Here is a 21,006-nt window from a genome sequence, read left to right as displayed (position 1 = left end):
GTCTTCCTAAGGATGAGGGAAAGTGGACACGATGTGCCCATGACCCTAGCGCCTGCGTGTTACGGAAGTGATAGGACATGCCTAAAGTGGCCAAAGTGATTTGAGCGGTTCAGGTTGGGAGCGGTTTGTAGTTACTTCGGCTGCGGTAGTAAAGTATCTAGGCACTGGGGCATTAGCTCAATTGGTAGAGCATCTGCTTTGCAAGCAGAAGGTCAGGAGTTCGATTCTCCTATGCTCCACAGCATGAAGTCCGGCTTCCTCTTCGGAGGGGCCGGACTTTTTCTACGTGGTGGGGTTCAGGGGTCGAATTGGCTGCGATCGCAACTTTCGTCCATATAAACCGTGGTTTCCGTCGACGATTGTGCCGGTGTAGATGGACGAAAATCGTGATCAGCGAAAGAGGAGGGCGGAAGTGCGCAAGGTCGCGGGGGAGAAACTTTCAGTACAGTGAATGGGGAATCATTACTGTCCCGCGATACCACCAGGAGACCAACCATGACCGCCAACGCTCGCTACAGTGATCCCTTTACCTCCGCAGACAAGGAAGTTGCGGCGCCGGAGGGCGCGGAATTCGTTGTAGTGCGCAAGCGCGGCGAGTCCGCGGTGGATGGCGAGGTTATGAGCTTTCACAGCACCCGCGAAGAGGCGCGTGAGGCAGTTATGGCTGGCCTGACCGAGGAATTTAAGACGGCCGTGGATAACGAGCCGATTTACGTCACCCACGCCCGCCTGCGTTCGCTTTAGAAGCGCTTGACCATCACAAAGTGATCCTCGTGGCTGCCCACGTGCTCGAATCCGAGGTGCTCATAGAGACCCTTGGCGCGGGGGTTATCGGGGTGGACGGCTAGCGAGATGCCAGGGGCGCGCAGGGTCTGGGCGAGGGAAATGGCGGCGTCGATAAGCGCGGTGGCAATGCCCTGGCCCTTATAGCGGGCCTCGACCGCGATGGCGAGCTCCGGAATAGCGGGCTCGACAAAGCCAAAGCCGTGATTATCCTCCGTACCCCAATTGAGCCACACGCCGCCGGCTGGGACGAGCTCCTGCCAGGCGATGAAACCGCCCTGGTTGGGATCCCAATTTTCCACGTAGAAGGCAAAGTCATCGGCAAAATCGGGGGAAAGCTCGCCGTGCTCGTCACCGAAAGTATCGGTAAGGAAATTGAGGCGGGCGAGATAGGTGCGGTCAGATTCTTGGGTTGCGCGAAGTTCCATGAAATCCACGATAGACCGCGAGGTCGTAGCGTGGGGTGGGCACGCGAAAAATCCCTTCCGTACAAGCCGGTGACCTGCAGGGAAGGGATTGTGCTAACGCTTAGGCTAGGTGGTAATTGCGGACGTCGTGACCGTTGAACTCGCGCTCGATGCCGGCCTCATCCACGGAGTGGAAGGTGGTTCCGTTATCGATGGCGAAGCGCAGGTTATCCACGCGAGAGGAAGGGTCTTTGGACACCGCGCCCGCCGGGAAGTAGTACGTTGAGCCGTCTTTGAGCTTGACGGTGAGGGACTCAAAGCTCATTGTTCATCTCCTTGTAGAAAGATCCCTAATGTGGGAATTCAATCAAGAGACTTTTGTTTAGGCAAAGCAATGAGATCTAGACAACGCTATTCATACCCCCACGGCGGGGTGGTAAGCGTATTTATTCCTTGGTTTACAGGCGGTGCTTGCCCTCGTTTTGGTGGTCATCGGTAACGCGGGTGGTATCGGCCGGCTGAGCTGCTTCTTCCTCGCGGTGCTTGGCCAGCTGCTCATCGATGGAACCGAGGAGCTCCTCATCGCGTACGGCACCTTCTTCAACGAGGTCAGACTGGGTGTCATTCTCGCTGGTGGAGGTGTAGACCAAGGTGGACTCCGGAGCGGTGTGGGAATCGGACTGGAAGTCATCCACGCGCGGCGGGGTCTGGGAAGGCTTGTCGTTGGAGCGCAGCCAGTAGTAGGCGCCGCCGGCTGCAGCGGACAGCAGGGCGATGATGCCGGCGAAGATCCAGCCCTTAGAGGACTTCTTGTTCTTCTTCTGCTTCTTGGCTACCTTGGCGGACTTCTTCTTGAGGTTCTTCTGGGCCTTCTGAGAATCCTTCTTGGCCTGCTTGCGGGCCTTCTTAGCCTTCTTGGTGGCCTCTTCCTTGGCGTCGTTCAGGCGCTCGGTGGCGTCTTCGCGGTAGTCGTTGAACTCCTCCAGGGCGCGCTCGAGGCGGGAGTGTGCGGCGCGGGTAACAGCGCCTGCCTGACGGCGCGGCTCGGCGAAGGTGCCGTTATCGCGCTCGTCCATCTTCTGTGCGGCCTCTTCCAGGGCGGTGTAGGCCTCGCGGGACTTTTCCTCGCGGTAGTTATTGAACTGGCTCCACAGGTTCGATGCGGTCTTAAAGGCCACGTTCAGCGTGGTGGGGTTCATGGGGTGGAACACTCCTTAACTCAGATTTATCAATTCGCTTTCACCCAGCATAGTGACGTGGTGGTTGGTGTACCACCGTTGTCGGCGTGGCGTGCAGCGGGCACGCGCTAGAAATAGACCGCTCGGTTCAGAATCAACGATTAATATTCACCTGATTTTTCGCCAACCTCGCAGTTTGCAGGCTTGCAAAGGTATCACCATTACACGATCGCTACCGCGCTAACTGAACAGCTTGGTACGTTTTTTCTCAACACACCAACGACGACCAGCAAAGGAGGTGACCATGAGCCCGCGACTTTCGGCTTCCGCGCCCTTGGATTATGAAAGCGAAGAGGAAGCACATGCGCCCGAGCGCTTGGCCCTTTCCTTTGAAGTAATCCCGCCGCGCCACGATGCCGATGCCGCCAAAATCGACCGCTTACTAGAAGTTCTGGAAAGCTATCACCCCGATTACATCGCGGTGACCAGTTCCCAGCGCTCCGGTTGGTTGGAGGGAACCGCGGCCTTCATTGAGAAGATTTCGCAGAACACCTCTATGCGCCCCCTGGCGCACTTGGCCTGCACGGCCGGGACGCGCGACGAGCTCATCGGGTGGATTAATCGCTTGGTGGATGCCGGCGTGCGCGGCCTGCTGGCCCTGCGCGGCGATCTCCCCGAAGGGGGCATGCCCGAGCACTACCTGCAACATGCCGATGAGCTGGTTCGCCTCATCCGTCAGCTGGAAAGCCATCAGGCTGCCCGCTTCGCCGCCGGCCGCCTCGCGGTGAGCGTGGCGTGCTACCCCAGCGGCCATGCCGAATCCAAGAACGAGGATGAAGACTTCGATGTTCTGCTCAATAAGCAGCGCCTCGGCGCGGACTTCGCCATCACCCAGCTTTTCTTCGATGCGGAGGACTTCCTCCGCTTCGCCCAAAAAGCCAAGCTAGCCGGGGTGAAGATTCCCCTCATTCCGGGGATTATGCCCATGACCAGCCTGCGCCGGTTGGAGCGAATGGGGCAGCTGTCCGGGCTGACCGTACCCGAGAGGGTACGCACTCAGCTCGCGGCAGCGACAACCCCAGAAGAGGAATACGAAATCGGCATGGAGCTTACCGCCCAATTGGCCCGCACCATCGTGGCCGGCGGCGCGGACGGCCTCCATATCTATACCCACAACAATCCGGACATTACACAAGACCTGTTATCTCGAATCGGAGTAGACAATGACGAACACTAATTTCCCCAAGGCGACGATTGAGGGCTACCCTCGCGTCGGCGCTAACCGCGAACTCAAGCGCGCGCTGGAATCCTACTGGGCCGGCCGCATCGATGCGGAAACCTTCGAGTCCGCCGCACATTCCCTGCGCCTGGACACCTATAACCGTTTGCGCGACCTGGGCCTGAACGAGGACTACGCCATTCCTGCCGACGTCGCCTACTACGACCAGGTGCTCGAGACCGCACTGACCGTAGGCGCCGTAGCCGGCGAAACCCTGGATGATGAGTTCACCTTGGCCCGCGGCAACAAGGACACCGCGCCGCTGGAGATGACCAAGTGGTTCGATACCAACTACCACTACATCGTCCCAGAAATCTCCGATGACCAGGACTTTAAGGCGCGCCCACAACGCGTTATCAAGCTGGTGGAAGAGGCCCGTGCAGCAGGCCATACCGTGCGCCCGTACCTCGTCGGCCCGGTTACTCTGCTGGCCCTGTCTAAGCAGGCCGAGGGTGCTACTAAGTCTCCGCTCGACCGCTTGGATGATGCCGTTAAGGCCTACCAGGAGGTCCTGGCCGAGCTGGATAAGTCCGGCGTGAAGTGGGTACAGCTGGCCGAGCCTGCCCTGGTAGCGGATTCTGACCATTGCCAACGATGAGGAACTGGCCGCCCACACCAAGCGCGCTTATGAGGCAATTTTGGCCGCGGACAACCGCCCGCAGGTATACCTCACCACCCCGTACGGTTCTGCCCGCAAGGGCCTCGAGGTCCTAGCCGAGCTCAAGCCGGAGGCCGTCCAGGTGGACCTTTCCGTAGGAACCCTGGCACTGGATGAGGGCTACCTCGAACGCGTGAAGAACCTGAAATCCCACGTGGTTGCCGGCCTTATCGACGGTCGCAATGTCTGGGCCGCCAACCTGCGCGACCTGCGCTCCAAGTACGAGGACCTGGAGGGCAGCCTCGACTCCCTGTCCGTATCGACCTCCGTATCCTTGCAGCACGTGCCGCACACCGTGGAGGCAGAAACCAAGCTGCCTGCAGACGTCGCTACCTGGTTCTCCTTCGCCAACGAGAAGGTCAAGGAAGTCGTCGCCCTCTCCCAAGGTCCGCTGGAGGCACCGGAGGCATATAGCATCAGCGACCGCGCGGTGCGCACCCGTGCCGAATCCGAGCGCATCCACAACGCGGCGGTGAAGGCGCGCATCGAAAAGCTGCCGGCCGGCGAGGTCAAGCGCGAGCCCGCCTTTGCCGAGCGCAACGAGGCGCAGAAGGAACTCGGCCTGCCGCAGCTGCCAACCACCACCATCGGCTCCTTCCCCCAGACCAAGGAGATCCGCCAGGCGCGTGCGGCGCACCGCAAGGGCGAGCTTTCCGACGCCGACTACAACGCCGCCCTCAAGGACGAAGTCAAGTCCGTCATTGAGCTGCAGGAGCGCCTCGGCCTCGACGTCCTCGTCCACGGCGAGCCGGAGCGCAATGACATGGTCCAGTACTTTGCCGAGCTGCTCGATGGCTTCGTCACCACCGAAAACGGCTGGGTCCAGTCTTATGGCTCCCGCTGCACCCGCCCGCCAATCGTGGTTGGTGACATCTCCCGCCCTGCTGCGATGACCACCGAGTGGTCCAAGTACGCGCAGTCGCTCTCGGAGCACCACGTCAAGGGCATGCTCACCGGCCCGGTGACCATCCTGGCCTGGTCCTTCGTCCGTGATGACGTACACCAGTCCGTCTCCGCGGACCAGCTCGGCGTCGCGCTGGCGGATGAGGTGCATGACCTGGAAGAGGCTGGCATCGACATCATTCAGATCGACGAGCCCGCCCTGCGCGAGCTGTTGCCGTTGCGTGAGGAAGACCGCAAGGCTTACCTGGACTGGGCCGTGCGTTCTTTCCGCCTGGTCGCGCTCGAGGCGAAGCCGACCACCCAGATTCACACCCACCTGTGCTACTCCGAGTTCGGCCAAATCATCGATGCCGTTGCCGGCCTGGATGCCGATGTCACCTCTATCGAGGCGGCCCGCTCCCGCATGGAACTACTGGAGGATATCGACGAGACCTTCCACTCCGAAATCGGCCCGGGCATCTATGATATTCACTCCCCGCGCGTGCCTTCCGTAGCGGAGATGGCCGAGCTTATCCGCGCCGCGCTCAAGCACGTGCCGGTCGAGCGCCTGTGGGTCAACCCGGACTGCGGCCTGAAGACCCGCGGCTACGAGGAGACCGAAGCCTCCCTGCGCAATATGGTGCTGGCTCGCGATGAGGTGCGCGAGTCCCTCTAAATCCTCCCTAATCACACCGCAATCCCGGCTGGGAAATGGGCAGAAAGTCCCTACCTGGCCGGGATTTCGCGTTTTGCCTTGCTGCGCTTGTTGATCCACCCGATGATCATCGGCAGCACGGAAATTGCCACCACAATCAGCATGATGATGTCGATGGAGTGGGCAATGCCCGGGATACCGCCCAGCAGGACACCGACGAGGAGCATGGAACCTACCCAGCCCACGCCGCCGAGGATATTCCAGCGCAGGAACGAGGAGTATCCCATTTCTGCGGTGCCGGCGGCGAAGGGGACGAAGGTGCGCACAATCGGCACGAAGCGGCCCAATACCAGGGCCACCGGACCATGGCGCTGGAAGAAGTCTTCCGCGCTATCAAGGTGTTCGGTGCGCAGAACGCGGGCATCGTCCTTGAACAGCTTGCGGCCAAAGCGGCGGCCCAAGTAGAAGCCCACCTGGTCGCCGGCAAAGGCGGCCACCGCGGCCACGACAAAGAGCAGCCAGGCGTTGATGTCGAGTTCGTGGCGCAGGATGGCCGCGGTAACGAGCAGTGAATCACCTGGCAGGAATGGGAAAAGCACGCCGGACTCGATGAAGATGACGACGGCGACGCCGAGGAGGATATAAGGTCCAAAGCTTTGGAGCAGGGAACCTGCGTCCATAAGGTTGTGGAGGGAGGACAAGAAATCCATGAGTGGATCCTTTCGTTGTAGCTCTTCTAGTATCCTCCGCAAACTGCAAAGTGGCTGCGAATCCACTGGGTGTCCGAATGGAACCGATATGTTTCTTTTCTCCTCCTAGCTTCCGGGTAAGCGACATCACTAACGTGGGAGTATGAACCACTCCGCATTCCGCAATAGTCAAGACACTTTTCTCTCCGACGCCCTCGCTGGGCTCATCGCCAACCACCCCGATGCTCGCTGGCACGACGTCGGCTTCATTGGCCGCACCACGCCGCTGCGCACTGCGGACGGTGATCCGGCAGTGGCGGTGATTTCCGGTGGCGGTTCCGGTCACGAACCGATGCATGCCGGGTTCGTCGGCCAGGGCATGCTCGCAGCGGCCTGCCCGGGATTGCTCTTTACCTCCCCGAACGCGGTCCAGGTCAGCGAGGCCACCCAGTGGGCTGACCAGGGCAGGGGAGTAGTCCACGTGGTGAAGAACTACACCGGCGACGTCATGAACTTCACCGTCGCCCGCAACGCCGCCGAGGCGGTAGACACCCGCACGGTACTGGTGGCCGATGATATTGCCACCGATGGCAACGAGGACGGCCCCGGCCGCCGCGGTACGGGCGCGACCATCCTGGTGGAAAAGGTCGCAGGCGCCGCTGCCTACCGCGGCGATGATGTGGACACGGTCGCTGAGTTGGGCAAGCGTGCCGCGGAGAATTCCTGCAGCATGTCCGTGGCGCTGGGCGCCGGCTTCATGCCGACCACCGGCCGCGAAACCTTCGATCTGGATGCCGGCCAGATGGAGGTGGGTGTGGGCATTCACGGCGAGCCGGGCACGCACACCGAGCAGGTGGGTAGCGCGAGCGCCATCGTGAATCAGGTCCTGGATAAGATCGTGCCAGCCCTTAAGCTGGGTCAAGGCGATGAAGTGGTGTGCCTGGTCAACGGCTTAGGCGGCACCACCCCGCTGGAGCTGAGTTTGCTCTTTGGTGAGGCCTCCGCGCAGCTGGCCCAGCGAGGCGTCACCGTAGCCCGGTCGTTGGTGGGATCCTATGTCACCGCGGTCAATATGCACGGCGCTTCCTTTACGCTGCTCAAGGCGGATGCGGAGCTGCTCGAGCTTATCGACGCCCCCACCTCCGCCCCCGCCTGGCCCCATGCCCTGGGCCGCGCGAAGGCGGTAGAACCCGCCACCATCACCTTCCAGGATGAACTTCCTACCGAGGGCGAGGAGAACCAGTGGCTCACCGCCTTTGTGGAGCGTCTCCAAGCCTCCTTCGAGGCGCTTACTGAGCTGGACCGCAAAGCCGGCGACGGCGACTTTGGCCAGAACATGGAGGCGGCCTTCGGCGGCATCGAGCTTCCCCTGCGCGGCACGGATACGGAGATCCTCACCGGGCTGGCCAAGCGCCTGCTCGTCCTCGCCGGCGGTACCTCCGGGGCCGTCTTCGGCACGCTCTTTACTGAGCTGGCCCGGGCGGAGTCGCTGGCGGACGGGCTTACTGCCGCGGCCGACCTCATCCACGAGCTTGGTGGCGCGAAGCGCGGCGATCGCACCATGCTCGATGCCCTCATCCCGGCCGCCGAAAAGGCCCGTGAACTGGGGGCGAAGAATCCGGATGCGGAGACTCTGCAGGCGCTTTTCACAGCTGCCCATGCCGGAGCCCTCGATACCGAGGACCTCGCCGCGAAGAGGGGTCGCGCCTCCTACCTGGGAGATCGCAGCAAGGGAGTTATCGATCCGGGCGCCATCGTGGTCAGCTGGCTCTTTGGGGGAGAACCTCTCTCAGTGCGCTAAGCGAGCGCAGATCCCCATTTCCCGCACGGTCGAGGTGGAGCGCATGCAGCCCCGCCGCGCGAGCTCCCTCCACATCATTGGCCAGGGAATCGCCCACCATGAGCGTGTGTGCGGGGGTCACTCCGAGCTGGCGGCAAGCAGCGAGATAGGCCTCCCGTTGTGGTTTGGGGCAGCCGAGGTCGACGGTGGGGATAAGGAGGACGTCGGCAAGCGCAAGGCCTGTCGCCTCCAGCTTGGCCTGCTGCATCTCGCGCTCGCCATTGGTGAGCACGCCCACCTGAAAGCCGGACTCGAGGGCCCAGGTGAGGGTGGGCAGGGCGTCGGCAAAAGCGCGCCACTGCTCCCGGTAGGCGGAAAGATAGCCGTCATAGGCGGCCAGCGCCTCGGCATCGCTCATCTCCCGGCCGAGGAATTCGCGGCAGCGAGCCGCCCGCTGGCCGTGGTGGGAGACCTCGCCGCGCTCGTAGGCACTGAACCAGGTGCGCTCGATGGCCGCAAAGCGCGCATGCTGACCCTCGGGCAGGCCTAGCTCGCGGCACCACTGATCCACCGCGTCCCGGGCCGCGCCGGTGTGGTCGAGCAAGGTGTCATCCAGATCAAAAAGTAGCGCGCGAATCATGCCTTCAGGCTAGCGCGATCGCTGACAGCGTTATGTCATGCGCGGCAGGCGCGCGTTAAATTCTTTACAATGGCTGGCATGACTCAGAAGACCGCAACTGCAACGATGCATACCAACTACGGTGACATTGTTATCGATCTCTTCGGTAACCACGCACCGGTAACCGTTGAAAACTTCATCGGCCTGGCCAAGGGCGAGAAGGACTACTCCACCCAGAACGCAAAGGGCGAGCAGTCCGGCCCGTTCTATGACGGCGCAATCTTCCACCGCATCATCGATAACTTCATGATCCAGGGCGGCGACCCTACCGGCACCGGCCGCGGTGGCCCGGGCTACCAGTTCCAGGACGAGTTCCACCCGGAGCTGCAGTTTGACCGCCCATTCCTGCTGGCCATGGCCAATGCTGGCCCAGGCACCAACGGTTCCCAGTTCTTCATCACCGTGGCGCCGACCCCGCACCTGAACAACCACCACACCATCTTTGGTGAGGTTACCGATGCTGCCTCCCAGGAGGTTGTATCCAAGATCGCCAAGGTTGATACCGACCGCATGGACCGTCCGCACGAGGACGTTGTTATCGAGTCCATCGATATCGCGTAATCGCCTTTTTCCTCGGGCCCGTCACCGCATTATCCATGCGGCGGCGGGCTCGTTGCAGTTTTCCCGAGCTATCTACCACTAGACCCGCCCCAAGGACTGACAACTTCATGACCATGGTGAGAAACTATGTCCGCACCACCCCGGCGACCGCGCTCATCGCCGCCGTTTGCATCATTGCTTGGCTTGTTACCGCGGTGCAGGCCCGCACGCTAGGAACCACCTTCTATGATTCCCCGCTCGCAGCGGATTGGGGCCTGTGGGGACCGGATTATCCCTTCCGCCCTCAGGCTGCGCTGTCTTCGGAGTTTATGCACCTAGACGCGGGCCACTTGGCGGTGAATATGGTCATGCTCTTGCTCATAGGCAGGGAAGTGGAGCGGGCGCTTGGCACTGCGCTGTACCTCGCCGCCTACCTCATTTCTTGCCTCGGCGCGTCCGCCATGATCTTGAAATTCGACTTCAATACCCCCACCGTCGGCGCTTCCGGTGCGCTCTTCGCGCTCATGGCCATGTTGGTGGGTGCCTACCGCCAGCGCGGGCTCGATCTCCGCGCGCCCATCGCCCTCGTTCTGGCGAATGTGGCCTATACCTTTCTAGCCGATGGCGTATCCCTGTGGGGACACCTTGGCGGGTTGTGCACAGGCATCGTGTTGAGCCTCTTCCTCTATAGAAAAAGTCCCGCCCTCCGCTGGGGCGGCGTTGCTGCGGTGGCCGCGGTAGTCCTCGCACTATTAGGCCACCAAGCTGGGGTTTGGGGATAACTGTGGAATTTGATCACCGGAAAGCGTGTGCGAAAGAATTCCACAATGGTTATCCACATTGTGAATAACTACATTTTTGTAATTTACCGAACGCTTTTCCGGAGTTTTCCCTGATCACGCTGGTCTGGGCCGTGTGAAAGGGTGAAAATCAGCTTGTGGAAGCCCGTGAAAACAGTTATCCACAGGGTGTTAATAATTGTGTGAAATTCACATTTCACAGGTTTTCTCCACAGCCTGTGGATAACTTTCTACCCATTGTGTTAACAAGACTGATAAATTTGGGCACTGACCTGCATAAGGAGCATTGTGGATTATCAACCTCGCGCTGTGATCGTCGGCGCAGGCCCGAATGGGCTCACGGCCGCGGCGCGGCTGGCTATGGCCGGATGGCGTGTGGATATCTACGAGCGCGCCGGCCGGGCCGGTGGTGCGGCGGCATCCTCCGCGGAGATTTTCCCGGGCACGATTGTGGATCTCGGTGCGGCTGGGCACCCCTTTGGCATAGCGAGCCCGGCCTTTCGCGCCCTGAACTTGGATGCCTACGGTGTGCGGTGGCGCAATGCTCCTTATCCCATGGCTCATCCGCTCGAAGGCGCGCCGGCCGGGATCCTGCACGGTTCCTTGGCGGATACGGCGGCGGAGTTGGGGACCGATGCCCAGGCGTGGAGGCGGCTGCACGGGCACATTGTCCGCCACATCGATGAGCATGTGGACAACGCGCTTACCCCGCTGGTGCGCTGGCCAGATCGCCCTGTGCGCTTGGCGCAGTTTGGCGCGGCTGGAGTTTTGCCCGCCAGCAGCTTGGCGCGCGCGGCCTTCCGCACGCCCCAGGCACGCGCCCTCTTTGCGGGCAGCGCGGTACACGCGATCACCTCGCCCACTACGCCTTTTACCTCGGCGTTCGGCCTGCTCTTTGGCGGGCTGGGCATGACCCGCGGCTGGCCCGTGGTGGAGGGTGGCACCGGCGCTCTTATCGACGCCCTCCTTAACCTCCTGCGCTCCCACCACGCCCGCCTTCACACCGGATGCGAGGTCACCGATCTGCGGGAGCTGCCTCCGGCCGATGCGACCATCCTGAACCTCACCCCGCGCCAGACAATGCGGCTGGGCGGTCTGGAACTGCGGGACGGCACTCGGCGGAGCCTGGCCCGCTGGCGCTATGGCAGCGCCGTCTTCAAAGTGGACTTCCATCTCAGCGAACCCGTCCCGTGGGCCGATCCGCGCGTGGGTCAGGCCGGCAGCGTGCATGTGGGAGGCACGCTGGAGGAGATATGTGGGGCTGAGGGGGACGTCGGCAAGCGGCGCATGCCTAAGCGCCCCTTGGTATTGGCCTGCCAGCAATACGTGGCAGACCCCTCCCGAGGGCAAACGCTGTGGACCTATGCGCATGTCCCACGCGGCTATGTGGAGCGCTATCCAGGCGAGGTCACCGAGCTGATTGCCGCCCAGATCGAGCGCTTTGCCGCCGGATTTCGCGATACCATCCTGTCGACCCACGCTACGAGCCCGGCCGATCTGGAGCGATGGAATCCCAATCTGGTGGGCGGTGATATTGCCGGCGGTGCCATGACTAGGCTGCAAACCCTCCTGCGTCCACGCTTGTCGGCCCATCCGCACCGCCTCGCCCCGGGAGTTTTTATGGCCTCTAGCTCGGCCGCGCCCGGCGCTGGCGTGCACGGCATGCCGGGGTGGTGGGCCGCCGAAGAAGCGCTTAGCGCGTGGAGCGACGCTGCCAAATAAAGAAGCCCGCACCGATGAGCCAGAGAGTCGCGGCGGCGAAGTACCCAGGAATGGTCGTGGTGCGGGGCAGGTAGGAACTGCCTGGGATGAACCCGGCAATCACGGGCTCGAGGAGGAAGCCAAGGACGGCGAGATAGTCGAACCAGCGGAACCGTGCTGCGGCCGCGCCGGCTAGCCCCAGAACGGGTCCAGAGATGAGCGCCAGGAGGAACCACTGGGCGTTGTACTCGAATGCCTCGCGCCAGCTATACACACCGAAGACCACGAGCAAGGCGTAGTGCACGGCCAGCATCATAACGATGATTCCCGTACCGGCCAGGAGTGCTTTGAGCCACCGGCCTGGAAAATCCTTACCCATGAGGTAGCTAAAGATTCCCCACACCATGCCCGAGCCCAAGACGTTGCCTAGGTAGTTGCGCAGGGAAAGGCGGAGGGGAGCGGCGCCGGTGAGGAGGGTGGCGTCGGCAAACGCGATATGCACGACCGCGTAGGCAACCGCAATGATGAGGCCAGCAGCAAGAATATGGCGAGACATGTGGCTCCTAGGTATGAAAAATCCTCGCCACCTACAGGAAGTAGGGAGCGAGGGAACAGGCTGGGAGCTCTAGTTTAGCGCCACCCCATGGTCATCAACAGGCCAATGATGGCGAGCCCGAAGCCAATGCCGTAATTCCAAGCGCCGAGGTCTGCCATGAACGGGATGTCCTGGCCAGCGAGGTAATTGACCACAAGCCACAGCAGGCCGATGACCATCAGGCCCAGCATGATGGCGACGTACCACTTCGGGGTGCCCTCAGAATTGATCTTGACGGGCGTGCGGTTGGTAGCAGAGCTCGAGGTAGGGACGGAGGAGCTCTGGGAAATCTTTGACTTCGGCATAAGATACCTTTTCTAGATTTAAGTTCTTATCTAAGTTCGTACTGAGGCCTTAGGATACCAGCAGTTATGGCTGCGGCAGAAGTGCAGCGGGGTCGAAGTTCCACAGGCGGATATCAATATTTTGATCCTTGCGCACGGTATCGCCCGGGTTCACAGACGCCCAGCCAATCTTATTGGCATCCACCAAGGCACCGGTAGGTGCCGGCTCGCCCACGATGAACCGCCCGGTCCAGCCGGCCTCCCGCAGCGCAGCCTCGGCCTGGCCTTCATTCTTGCGTACCAGGTCAGGGGCCTTAAAGAGCATTCCATTGGATACCTCAACGGTAACGGGCTTGCCCTTTTCCAGCTCCGCGCCCTGATTGGAGACGCTAAGCACCGTGCCCTTCGGCTCCAAGGAATCTACCTCGCGCACGTCTACGTCAAAATCATTCGACTCTAGGCGGCTCTGGGCATCCTCGACACTCATGCCGGCAACATCGGGCACGCGCTTCTTCTCGACGCCCTTAGATACCGTTACCCGTACCTTCGAACCCTTGGATAGCTGCGTGCCGCCGGCCGGGTCCTGCTTGATGATTTGGCCGGCTGGTGCTTCATTGTTTTCTTCCGAGACATCGGAGTTGAGTGCCAAGCCTGCCTCTTCGAGGGCATGGGAGGCTTCGTCCAAGGTCATGCCGGTGATATCTGGAACATCCGTAATCTCCTTGCCGGAGGACACAGTCAGCGTGACCGAGGCATTCTTCTGCAGCTCGGAGCCTGGGGCCGGATTAATGCGGATGGCATTATTGCGTGGAATATCCGGGTTGGCCTCCTCATTGACGGTGACCTGCAGACCCATGTCTTCTAGTTCCTTGACAACTTCGTTGCGCGGGCGGTTTTCCACCTCGGGCACGGTGATTTTGTCCTCGCGGGCCGATTGGGTCTGGCGTGGCTTATCCTCAGAGTCTTTATCGTTGGAGAAGAAATCCCAGGCGAAGTAGCCCACGATGGCCACCAAGAGGGCGGCCAGGAAGGCTGCCAGCCACTTCATCCAGCCGCCACCCTGATTGTCATCGTCCTCGGTGGGGCGGGTGGACTGGATTGGCGCGCGGTGCGCGGCCGCAGCTGGTGCGGCGGCGCCGACCATTTCGGTAGGCTGCTCGTCTTCTTCCTCGTTGACGTGCATGCGCGCTGCAGCGGTGACCTGCCCGTTGCGCAGGCGCTCCAGATCGCCGGCCATCTCCCAAGCGGACTGATAACGATCCGCCGGGTGCTTGGCCATAGCGGTAAGTACTACCGCATCGATATTGACGCGTTGGGTAGGAGTCAGCGAGGGATCCGCGATGAGCTCCGACGGCGGGGTCGGCTCTTCCTGTACATGTTGATATGCAACTGCAAAGGGGGTTTCGCCTTCAAATGGGGTCTGACCGGTAAGGGCCTCATAGAGCACGCAGCCCAGTGCATAGACATCGGAGCGGGCATCCGCGTTCTTACCGCGGGCCTGCTCCGGAGAAAGGTACTGGGCGGTGCCGATAACGGCGGAGGTTTGCGTCATCGCCGAGGTGGAGTCATCCAAGGCACGGGCGATGCCGAAGTCCATCACCTTCACCTGGCCGGTGTTGGTGAGCATAATATTTGCCGGCTTGATATCGCGGTGGATAATACCGGCCTCGTGCGAGGCTTGTAGTGCATCCGCTACCGGTTTGAGGATATCTGCGGCCTCTTGGGCGGACAGAGCGCCATCCTCGCGAATGATATCGCGCAAGGTGCGGCCGTTGACCCGCTCCATGACGATATATGGGATGGTCATGCCATCCAGCTCGGTTTCACCGGTGTCATAAACCGCCACGATATTGGGGTGATTCAGCTTGCCCGAGTTCTGGGCCTCGCGGTAAAAACGCTCGCGGAAGTTGACGTCGCGCGCCATTTCCGGTCGGAGCATCTTCACCGCCACTTGGCGGCCTAGGACGGTGTCTTCGGCAGCATAGACCTCAGACATGCCACCGGCGCCGATGATCTCGCCTCTCCGATAGCGGTCATTGACCATCGCTTAGTCACCCTCCTGTGTAAGTAGATCGGCCAAGTCTCCGGGGAGCTCATTAGCCTGCGAGTTTACTGGAGTATCCAGCTCAGGTGTAGTTTCAACGTGCGTATCCTGCGGATTCTGTTGCGTTGGTACGGCCGGGGGCTGTTCCTGGCGAGTAGGCGAGTGGCGCGTGGGTGCCTCGCGGTGAGTCGTGCGCGGGGCTTCTTCCAGATTGGATTCCTGCGGCTCCGTCTCTGTCACCGTCACCGGTTCTGGGGCCTCTTCCGTATCTTCGTCCGGGGTGTCCTGCGGGGTGGTGGTGGGATCGCGATACTCCGTAACCACCGAGGTCTCCGGCGTGCTGGAGGGCTCGCTTTTTCCCTCGTTATCGCTCAAGTTGTGGTAGGCAGCGTAACCACCACCGGCCACGGCTGCGAGGAGCAGGGTGATACCCAGGCCCTTCAGGAAGGAGGAGCCACCCTTGGACTTTTTTGTGGGAGCGGTTCCTGCAGCCGGATGGATGGTGGTGGGTTGGGCAACGTTTCCCAGCATCTCCGTCGATGCTGACGGTGAGGGCTCGGGTGCGCGTTGCGTTAGCGGGGCGGACTTAGGCTGCGGCGGGCGCTTGCCCAAGCGAACTGCGGAGATGGCCAGGGTGAACTCATTGCCATCGGCATAGCGGGTGGCCGGATCCTTGCGCAACGCAATGCGAATGAGCTCGCGCGCAGGGGCGCTGATATTCGTCGATAGTGGCTCCGGCTCCTGGTTGATGTGGGCCAAAGCGATGGATACGGAGGAATCTCCGGTAAAGGGACGCTTGCCGGCGAGCATTTCATAGCCGACGACGCCGAGCGAATAGACATCGGAAGCCGGCGTGACGTCCTTGCCCTGTGCTTGCTCAGGCGATACATACTGTGCGGTACCCACCACCATGCCGGTGCGGGTCAGCGGAACGGCCGCGGCCGCCTTGGCAATGCCAAAGTCCGTGATCTTGACCTGGCCATTTTGCGTAATGAGGAGGTTGCCGGGCTTGATATCGCGGTGGACCAGCTCCATGCGGTGAATGATGGATAGGCCATGCGCCGCTTGCTCGAGAACGTCGAGAGCGAGCTCTTCTTGCAGCGTATTTTCGCGCGCCAAAAGGTCCGCGAGGGATTCGCCGCGCACATACTCCAAGGCCATGAAGCAGAACTTGCGGCCGTTATCCTCTAGCTCGCGGTAGTCATAAGTGGCCACCACGTTCTCGGACTGAATGGATTCGGCCGATTTCGCCTCGTTGCGGAAGCGCGAGAGGAACTCCTGGTTATCGGAAAATTCCGGACGCAGAACCTTGAGCGCTACCTCCCGATCATTGCGGGTGTCATCAGCCAGCCACACGGTGGACATTCCGCCGTGGCCGATTACCCACTGCAGCTCGTAGTCGCTGCCAATCAGTGCTTGGAGATGTTCCTTATTCTCGGCGCTATTCATTACTGCTCCCCCTGGTATGCGCGCAGGATGGCGCGGCCAATCGGGCCGGAAACCTTGCCGCCCGTCGCGGACTCACCTAAGTTACCACCATTTTTCACCACGACGCCCACTGCAATATCCCGCTCCGGATCGAAGGCGACGTACCACACGTGCGGGGCCAGCCCCTCGCCGTGCTCGGCGGTGCCGGTCTTCGAGGCAAAGCCGTTACCGTCATATCCGGCGGAGGAACGCTCGGAGGCGTACATCAAGTCAGTGAGCGTCGCCGCAGTTTCCTCATTAACCGCTTGGTCCGCCTTCTTTGGTTTGGTGGTGCGAACGTCCTTCATCTGGGCGTCGGTAATGCGATTGACCAGGTAGGGCTGCATGCGGGTGCCCTTATTGGCTACGGTGCCCGCCATGACGGCTGCCTGCAGCGCGGTCATGGTGACGTCGCGCTGGCCAATGGCGGACTGCGCCGTGGCCGCCCCATCCGGCAAATCGCCCAAGGTGCCGGCGGAGGTAGACACGCCGAGGTCATAGTTTTCGCCTACGCCAAAGGCCTTGGCGTACTTGCGCAACTCATCAGCGCCGAGCTGCTCCGACATCTCCACAAACGCGGTATTGCAGGACAGCGCGAAGGCGGTTTGCAGGGTCACCGCATCCTGACCATTGCACTTTTGGTTGGCATAGTTAGTCAGCTCCGTCACCGTGTCTGGCAAGGTAATGACATTGGAACCGGTCAGGGTGGAGGAAGGATTAAAACCGTTGTTCAGGCCCGCCGCGGTGGTAATGATCTTGAAGATGGAACCCGGAGGCAGCGTTTCTGCACCGGCGTGGTTGACCAGCGGCTGTCCCTCTTGCTCCTGCAGGTTGGCCCAAACATCCTCGGCGGAATCACCCATTAGATCATTGGGGTTGTAGCTGGGGTTGGAGGCCATAGCTAGAATCTTGCCGGTGGAGGGCTGAATGGCAACCGCCGAGCCCTCGTAACCTGGGCCCACAAGCTGATCGTAAGCCGCCTGCTGGAGTGCAGGATCGATGGTGACCTCTACATTTGCACCCTGCTTCGGCTTATCGGCTAGAGCATCGAGCCAGTTTTGCTTCATTAAAGAATCATCAGTGCCATTGAGGATGTCATTTTGGGAGGACTCTAGTTCCGAGGCCCCAAATTGGCTCGACAAGTAGCCGGTCAGGTTGCCAAAGGCCGGTGAATCAATGGGGTAGGAGCGCGAGTAGGTCTCGTCTGGGTTCTGCGTCGACTGTGCCAATACGGTATTACCCGCAAAGATTTGGCCGCGCGGGGTGGTCTGCATTTCCATGAAGCCGCGCATATTCCGCGGATTATGGGCATATTTATCTTCAGAAAAAGCCTGAATCACCGTCAAGTTGACCAGCAAGATGGCCGTCAAAATGATGGCGAACAGTGACACTAGGCGGATGGATCGATTCATCGGTGAGCCTCCTGGACCGACGGGAACATGGAGGTATCGCTCGGAGCATTGCCCGAGGTCTCCTGCATGGGGCGACGAGCCGCGTTAGAGATCCGCAGCAGAATCGCCAACAACACGTAGTTAGCCATGAGAGAGGAACCACCGGCAGACATGAATGGCGTGGTCAGGCCGGTCATCGGCAGCAGGGCAGAAATGCCACCGGTGACCACGAAAACCTGCACGGCCAAGGTAAGAGAAAGACCAGATGCCACCAGCTTGCCGTAGGTATCGCGGGTGCGCAGCGCGGTACCGAAACCGCGGGTGGCCAGCATACCGAAAAGCACCAGTACGGCGGCGAGGCCAATGAGACCGAACTCCTCACCGATTGCGGCAAGGATGTAATCCGAGTGTGCCACCGGAACTAGTTCTGGATGCCCCTCGCCCAAGCCGCTGCCAGAGATTCCGCCTGAAGACAAGCCGAACAACGACTGGGAGAGCTGGAAACCCGTGACGTCATAGTTTCCCAGAGGGTCGAGGAAGTTAGAAAAGCGTTGCTGGATCTTGGAGGAAATCTGGTAGATGCCAAAACCTCCGACGCCGACGAGAACGACACCGATAAGCAGCCAGCTCACCCGGCCGGTGGCCATGAATAGCATGCCGAGGACGGTGCTAAACAGCAGAAGTGCCGGGCCGAAGTCATTGGAAATGCCCATGATGACGATCGCGATGGCCCACACGATCAGGATGGGTGCGAGGTCGCGAAGGCGCGGCAGGGAGATACCCAGTACTCGGTATCCCGCTACGGTAAACAGGGAGCGCTTTTGCGTCAGTAGCATGGCAAAGAACAAGATCAACAAGATCTTGGAGAACTCACCCGGCTGGATTGAAAACGGACCCAAGTTTATCCAGATGCGTGCCTCCACGTCCGCAGGCTGCGGCCATACCAGCGGCAGGGCCAGCAGGACAAGGCCTGCGGCACCCAAGATATAGGAGTAGCGCGTCAGCGAGCGGTGATCCTTCAGAATGGCCAAGACCAGCACGAAGAGTACGAGTCCGACGACGGTCCACATGACCTGACGCACCGCGAGCCCGCTTTCTTTAACCAGATCTAGGCGGGCCAACATGATGAGCCCGATGCCATTGAGGATCGCCACGATGGGCAGCATGATCTGATCGGCATAAGGCGCTAAGAAGCACATCACCAGGTGGGCAACGGTAAAGACGCCGATGAATCCGCCGATGAGATAAACCAGGTCCATGGTCAACGCGTTGTCTTGGGATAGCTCCAGGCTGACCAAAGTGATAGCGAAGACGACGGCGGATAGGATGAGCAGGCCGAGTTCGGTTCCTCGGCTAAAAAACTTTTTCACAACCTACACCTCCCGGCAGGTAACGCCAGGCTTGTTTTTCTTGGCATCCTTTTTATCTTTTTGGCTCGGTGCAGTGATACATGGCTTGAGCGCCTTATCGCCCAAATCATTGATCTGTTGCTGCACTTCACCGAGATCACCAGTGGAGAGATGGTCGACGGCACTGCGCTCAGATTCCGGCAGGTCCGTGACCTTCAGCGGTGCGAAGTCGCCCTCGCAGGGCTGGCCAGAAAAGAGCAGCGAGTTGCTGTCATTGATGCACACGTTTTGGTGCGTGGAGTGTAGTTCCTTGCCAAAGACGGAGTAGTCAGCACCCTGTTGGATGGTGATTTCCTGCGCCTCGTTGGTGGCCACGTAGTAATTATTGGACAAGAAGTTCTTCGCCCACAGACCGAAGCCGATGACCAGCGCGAGCACGATGAGCAAGGCAATGAGGACCTTCCAGCCGATCTTTCGACCGGAAGTTTCGTCCTCCGTTTCGTCGTCAGCAGGCTCGGGGCGCTCGTCCTCGCCCTCGGCCATGACGGCCGGTGGAATTACTTGCGGCTTGCGGGAGAGCTGTGCCGCCCGCGAAGCAGAAGAATCCGGATGGGTGGGCTCTTCCGTAGGACCCGCGAGCGCGCCCACGCGGAACGGCTCATGTTCCTTGGGCTTTTCTTCAGTTACTTCACCGATTACGACGGTGACATTATCCGGGCCGCCGGAGCGGATAGCCAGGTCCACTAAGGTGGATCCGGCCTGCTCGATGCTGCCTTGTCCCAGTGCGGTTTCAATAGTGGAGGCTGTTACCGGATCAGAAAGCCCATCGGAGCACAACAGGATGCGGTCGCCGGGCTTGGCGTCGAGGGTAAATAGCGTTGCCTCGACCGGGCGGCCCGTATAGGCCTTTAGAATGAGGGACTTTTGCGGGTGCGACGAGACATCTCCTGGGTCCAGTTCGCCCTTATCCACCAAGGACTGCACGTAGGTATCGTCCTTGGTGACTTGCTTGAGCTTGCCGTCGCGCAGCAGGTAGCCGCGGGAATCGCCCACGTGGCAGACGCCGAAATCCGTGCCGTTAAAGAGCATGGTGGACAGCGTGGTGCCCATGCCTTCGGTCTCTGGATGCGCCTTGACGTGGTCACTGATGGCCTCATTGGCCTGCTCGGCGGCCGCTTCCAGCAGGGCCTTGGTGTCTTCCTGGCCCGGATCTTGGTCCAAGATTTCTAGGTGGTTGACCATCAGTTCGGAGGCAACCTCGCCTGCCGCGTGGCCACCCATGCCATCGGCCAAGATCAAGAGGTGAGGACCGGCGTAGCCCGAGTCCTCGTTGTTGTCGCGAATGAGGCCGCGATCGGACTTAGCAAAGAAGTTCAGCTTCAGTGTCATGCGTTCAACCTCACGGTGGTGCGGCCCAGCTTAATTTCGGAGTCCGCGCCGACTACCTCGGGTTGGTCGATGCGCACGCCATTGACAAAGGTGCCATTGCGAGATTCCAAATCCTCCACAACCCATTCGCTGCCGCGGCGGAATAGCCGGGCATGGTGGCCGGAAGAATAATCGTCGCCCGTGACAAAGTCGCAGTCAGAGGCGCGGCCTAGCGTGCAGTCCTCCAACGTGCCCAATTCCATATGGGAACCCTGCAGGGGCCCCTCCACGATGGACAGCTGCTTAATCGCTTCCCGACGCCGCGGTGCCCCCACCTTCTTCGACTGCTGGCGGATAGCGCCGGCGGACTTATTGGTATCGCGACGCATGGCGTTTAAGGCCACCAGGATAAAAATCCAGAGCAGAGCCAACAAGCCGATGCGAAGCGCCAGCATGATGACTGCATCCATGGCGACC

At 60.8% G+C, this 21,006-nt stretch carries 19 protein-coding genes, 1 tRNA gene and 1 pseudogene; 8 read left to right on the top strand and 13 right to left on the bottom strand.

What is annotated here, in order from left to right; translation table 11 throughout:
* Positions 1–166: 166 nt before the first annotated feature.
* Positions 167–239, top strand: a tRNA-Ala gene (locus ACKFRY_RS02590).
* 256 nt (positions 240–495) lie between these two features.
* Positions 496–744, top strand: a complete 249-nt coding sequence (locus tag ACKFRY_RS02585; RefSeq protein WP_408923135.1) for a hypothetical protein — start codon at positions 496–498, stop codon at positions 742–744.
* On the opposite strand, the gene ACKFRY_RS02580 is transcribed toward ACKFRY_RS02585, so the two are convergent.
* The 3 genes from ACKFRY_RS02580 to ACKFRY_RS02570 all read right to left on the bottom strand — a co-directional run bounded on the left by ACKFRY_RS02580 (position 741) and on the right by ACKFRY_RS02570 (position 2,389).
* On the bottom strand, positions 741–1,211 hold the full coding sequence (locus ACKFRY_RS02580) for a GNAT family N-acetyltransferase (protein ID WP_150851190.1): 471 nt from the start codon (positions 1,209–1,211) through the stop codon (positions 741–743). The genes ACKFRY_RS02585 and ACKFRY_RS02580 overlap by 4 nt on opposite strands.
* A 100-nt stretch (positions 1,212–1,311) precedes the next feature.
* Positions 1,312–1,515: a hypothetical protein gene (locus tag ACKFRY_RS02575; RefSeq protein ID WP_005326240.1), complete on the bottom strand. Its 204-nt coding sequence runs from the start codon at positions 1,513–1,515 to the stop codon at positions 1,312–1,314.
* A gap of 133 nt (positions 1,516–1,648) precedes the next feature.
* Positions 1,649–2,389, bottom strand: coding sequence for a hypothetical protein (locus ACKFRY_RS02570; protein ID WP_239228757.1), 741 nt, complete (start codon positions 2,387–2,389; stop codon positions 1,649–1,651).
* Between the two features lie 283 nt (positions 2,390–2,672).
* Between ACKFRY_RS02570 and ACKFRY_RS02565 the strand changes: the two genes are divergently transcribed.
* Positions 2,673–3,605 (top strand): methylenetetrahydrofolate reductase, encoded by a 933-nt coding sequence (locus tag ACKFRY_RS02565; RefSeq protein WP_179387196.1) that lies wholly within the window; start codon positions 2,673–2,675, stop codon positions 3,603–3,605.
* Positions 3,592–5,863: pseudogene (metE, locus tag ACKFRY_RS02560) on the top strand (5-methyltetrahydropteroyltriglutamate--homocysteine S-methyltransferase). Before ACKFRY_RS02565 ends, metE begins: the two are co-directional and overlap by 14 nt.
* A 50-nt stretch (positions 5,864–5,913) precedes the next feature.
* On the opposite strand, the gene ACKFRY_RS02555 reads toward metE, so the two are convergent.
* On the bottom strand, positions 5,914–6,552 hold the full coding sequence (locus ACKFRY_RS02555; RefSeq protein WP_200436172.1) for a DedA family protein: 639 nt from the start codon (positions 6,550–6,552) through the stop codon (positions 5,914–5,916).
* A 142-nt stretch (positions 6,553–6,694) separates the two neighbouring features.
* Between ACKFRY_RS02555 and ACKFRY_RS02550 the strand changes: the two genes are divergently transcribed.
* Positions 6,695–8,332, top strand: coding sequence for a dihydroxyacetone kinase family protein (locus tag ACKFRY_RS02550; RefSeq protein ID WP_408923134.1), 1,638 nt, complete (start codon positions 6,695–6,697; stop codon positions 8,330–8,332).
* On the opposite strand, the gene ACKFRY_RS02545 is transcribed toward ACKFRY_RS02550, so the two are convergent.
* On the bottom strand, positions 8,292–8,951 hold the full coding sequence (locus ACKFRY_RS02545) for an HAD family hydrolase (protein WP_408923133.1): 660 nt from the start codon (positions 8,949–8,951) through the stop codon (positions 8,292–8,294). The genes ACKFRY_RS02550 and ACKFRY_RS02545 overlap by 41 nt on opposite strands.
* A 69-nt stretch (positions 8,952–9,020) precedes the next feature.
* On the opposite strand from ACKFRY_RS02545, the gene ACKFRY_RS02540 reads away from it, so the two are divergent.
* The 3 genes from ACKFRY_RS02540 (at position 9,021) to ACKFRY_RS02530 (ending at position 12,052) form a co-directional block, all read left to right on the top strand.
* Positions 9,021–9,551 (top strand): peptidylprolyl isomerase, encoded by a 531-nt coding sequence (locus ACKFRY_RS02540; RefSeq protein ID WP_005326254.1) that lies wholly within the window; start codon positions 9,021–9,023, stop codon positions 9,549–9,551.
* 107 nt (positions 9,552–9,658) lie between these two features.
* Positions 9,659–10,312, top strand: coding sequence for a rhomboid family intramembrane serine protease (locus ACKFRY_RS02535; protein WP_408923132.1), 654 nt, complete (start codon positions 9,659–9,661; stop codon positions 10,310–10,312).
* A 306-nt stretch (positions 10,313–10,618) separates the two neighbouring features.
* Positions 10,619–12,052 carry a phytoene desaturase family protein gene (locus ACKFRY_RS02530; RefSeq protein WP_408923131.1) on the top strand — a complete coding sequence of 478 codons (1,434 nt, stop codon included), beginning with the start codon at positions 10,619–10,621 and terminating at the stop codon, positions 12,050–12,052.
* Here ACKFRY_RS02530 and ACKFRY_RS02525 read toward each other — a convergent pair.
* From ACKFRY_RS02525 to ACKFRY_RS02490, 8 genes are all read right to left on the bottom strand, one after another.
* Complete coding sequence (locus ACKFRY_RS02525) at positions 12,024–12,587, bottom strand: hypothetical protein (RefSeq protein ID WP_286688558.1); 564 nt, start codon at positions 12,585–12,587, stop codon at positions 12,024–12,026. The two genes, ACKFRY_RS02530 and ACKFRY_RS02525, sit on opposite strands and share 29 nt — an antisense overlap.
* A gap of 74 nt (positions 12,588–12,661) precedes the next feature.
* Positions 12,662–12,931, bottom strand: coding sequence for a cell division protein CrgA (gene crgA / locus ACKFRY_RS02520; RefSeq protein ID WP_005326260.1), 270 nt, complete (start codon positions 12,929–12,931; stop codon positions 12,662–12,664).
* Positions 12,932–12,995: 64 nt separating this feature from the next.
* Positions 12,996–14,954: a Stk1 family PASTA domain-containing Ser/Thr kinase gene (gene pknB / locus ACKFRY_RS02515; protein ID WP_408923130.1), complete on the bottom strand. Its 1,959-nt coding sequence runs from the start codon at positions 14,952–14,954 to the stop codon at positions 12,996–12,998.
* Between the two features lie 3 nt (positions 14,955–14,957).
* Positions 14,958–16,403, bottom strand: coding sequence for a serine/threonine-protein kinase (locus ACKFRY_RS02510; RefSeq protein WP_005329675.1), 1,446 nt, complete (start codon positions 16,401–16,403; stop codon positions 14,958–14,960).
* The gene (locus tag ACKFRY_RS02505; protein WP_408923129.1) at positions 16,403–17,833 is read right to left on the bottom strand and encodes a penicillin-binding transpeptidase domain-containing protein; all 1,431 of its coding nucleotides are present in this window, start codon (positions 17,831–17,833) and stop codon (positions 16,403–16,405) included. Before ACKFRY_RS02505 ends, ACKFRY_RS02510 begins: the two co-directional genes overlap by 1 nt.
* The gene (locus tag ACKFRY_RS02500; protein WP_408923128.1) at positions 17,830–19,182 is read right to left on the bottom strand and encodes an FtsW/RodA/SpoVE family cell cycle protein; all 1,353 of its coding nucleotides are present in this window, start codon (positions 19,180–19,182) and stop codon (positions 17,830–17,832) included. The genes ACKFRY_RS02505 and ACKFRY_RS02500 overlap by 4 nt, the downstream gene beginning before the upstream one ends.
* Positions 19,183–19,185: 3 nt before the next feature.
* The gene (locus ACKFRY_RS02495; RefSeq protein ID WP_408923127.1) at positions 19,186–20,550 is read right to left on the bottom strand and encodes a PP2C family protein-serine/threonine phosphatase; all 1,365 of its coding nucleotides are present in this window, start codon (positions 20,548–20,550) and stop codon (positions 19,186–19,188) included.
* Positions 20,547–20,999, bottom strand: coding sequence for an FHA domain-containing protein (locus ACKFRY_RS02490; protein ID WP_005329668.1), 453 nt, complete (start codon positions 20,997–20,999; stop codon positions 20,547–20,549). Before ACKFRY_RS02490 ends, ACKFRY_RS02495 begins: the two co-directional genes overlap by 4 nt.
* Positions 21,000–21,006: the final 7 nt, after the last annotated feature.

Origin of the sequence: Corynebacterium tuberculostearicum, assembly GCF_046097255.1 — a bacterium.
GTDB classification, from domain to species: domain Bacteria; phylum Actinomycetota; class Actinomycetes; order Mycobacteriales; family Mycobacteriaceae; genus Corynebacterium; species Corynebacterium tuberculostearicum_J.
The sequence above is the reverse complement of the archived record's forward strand: the minus strand, read 5'-3'. Positions and strand labels throughout refer to the sequence as shown.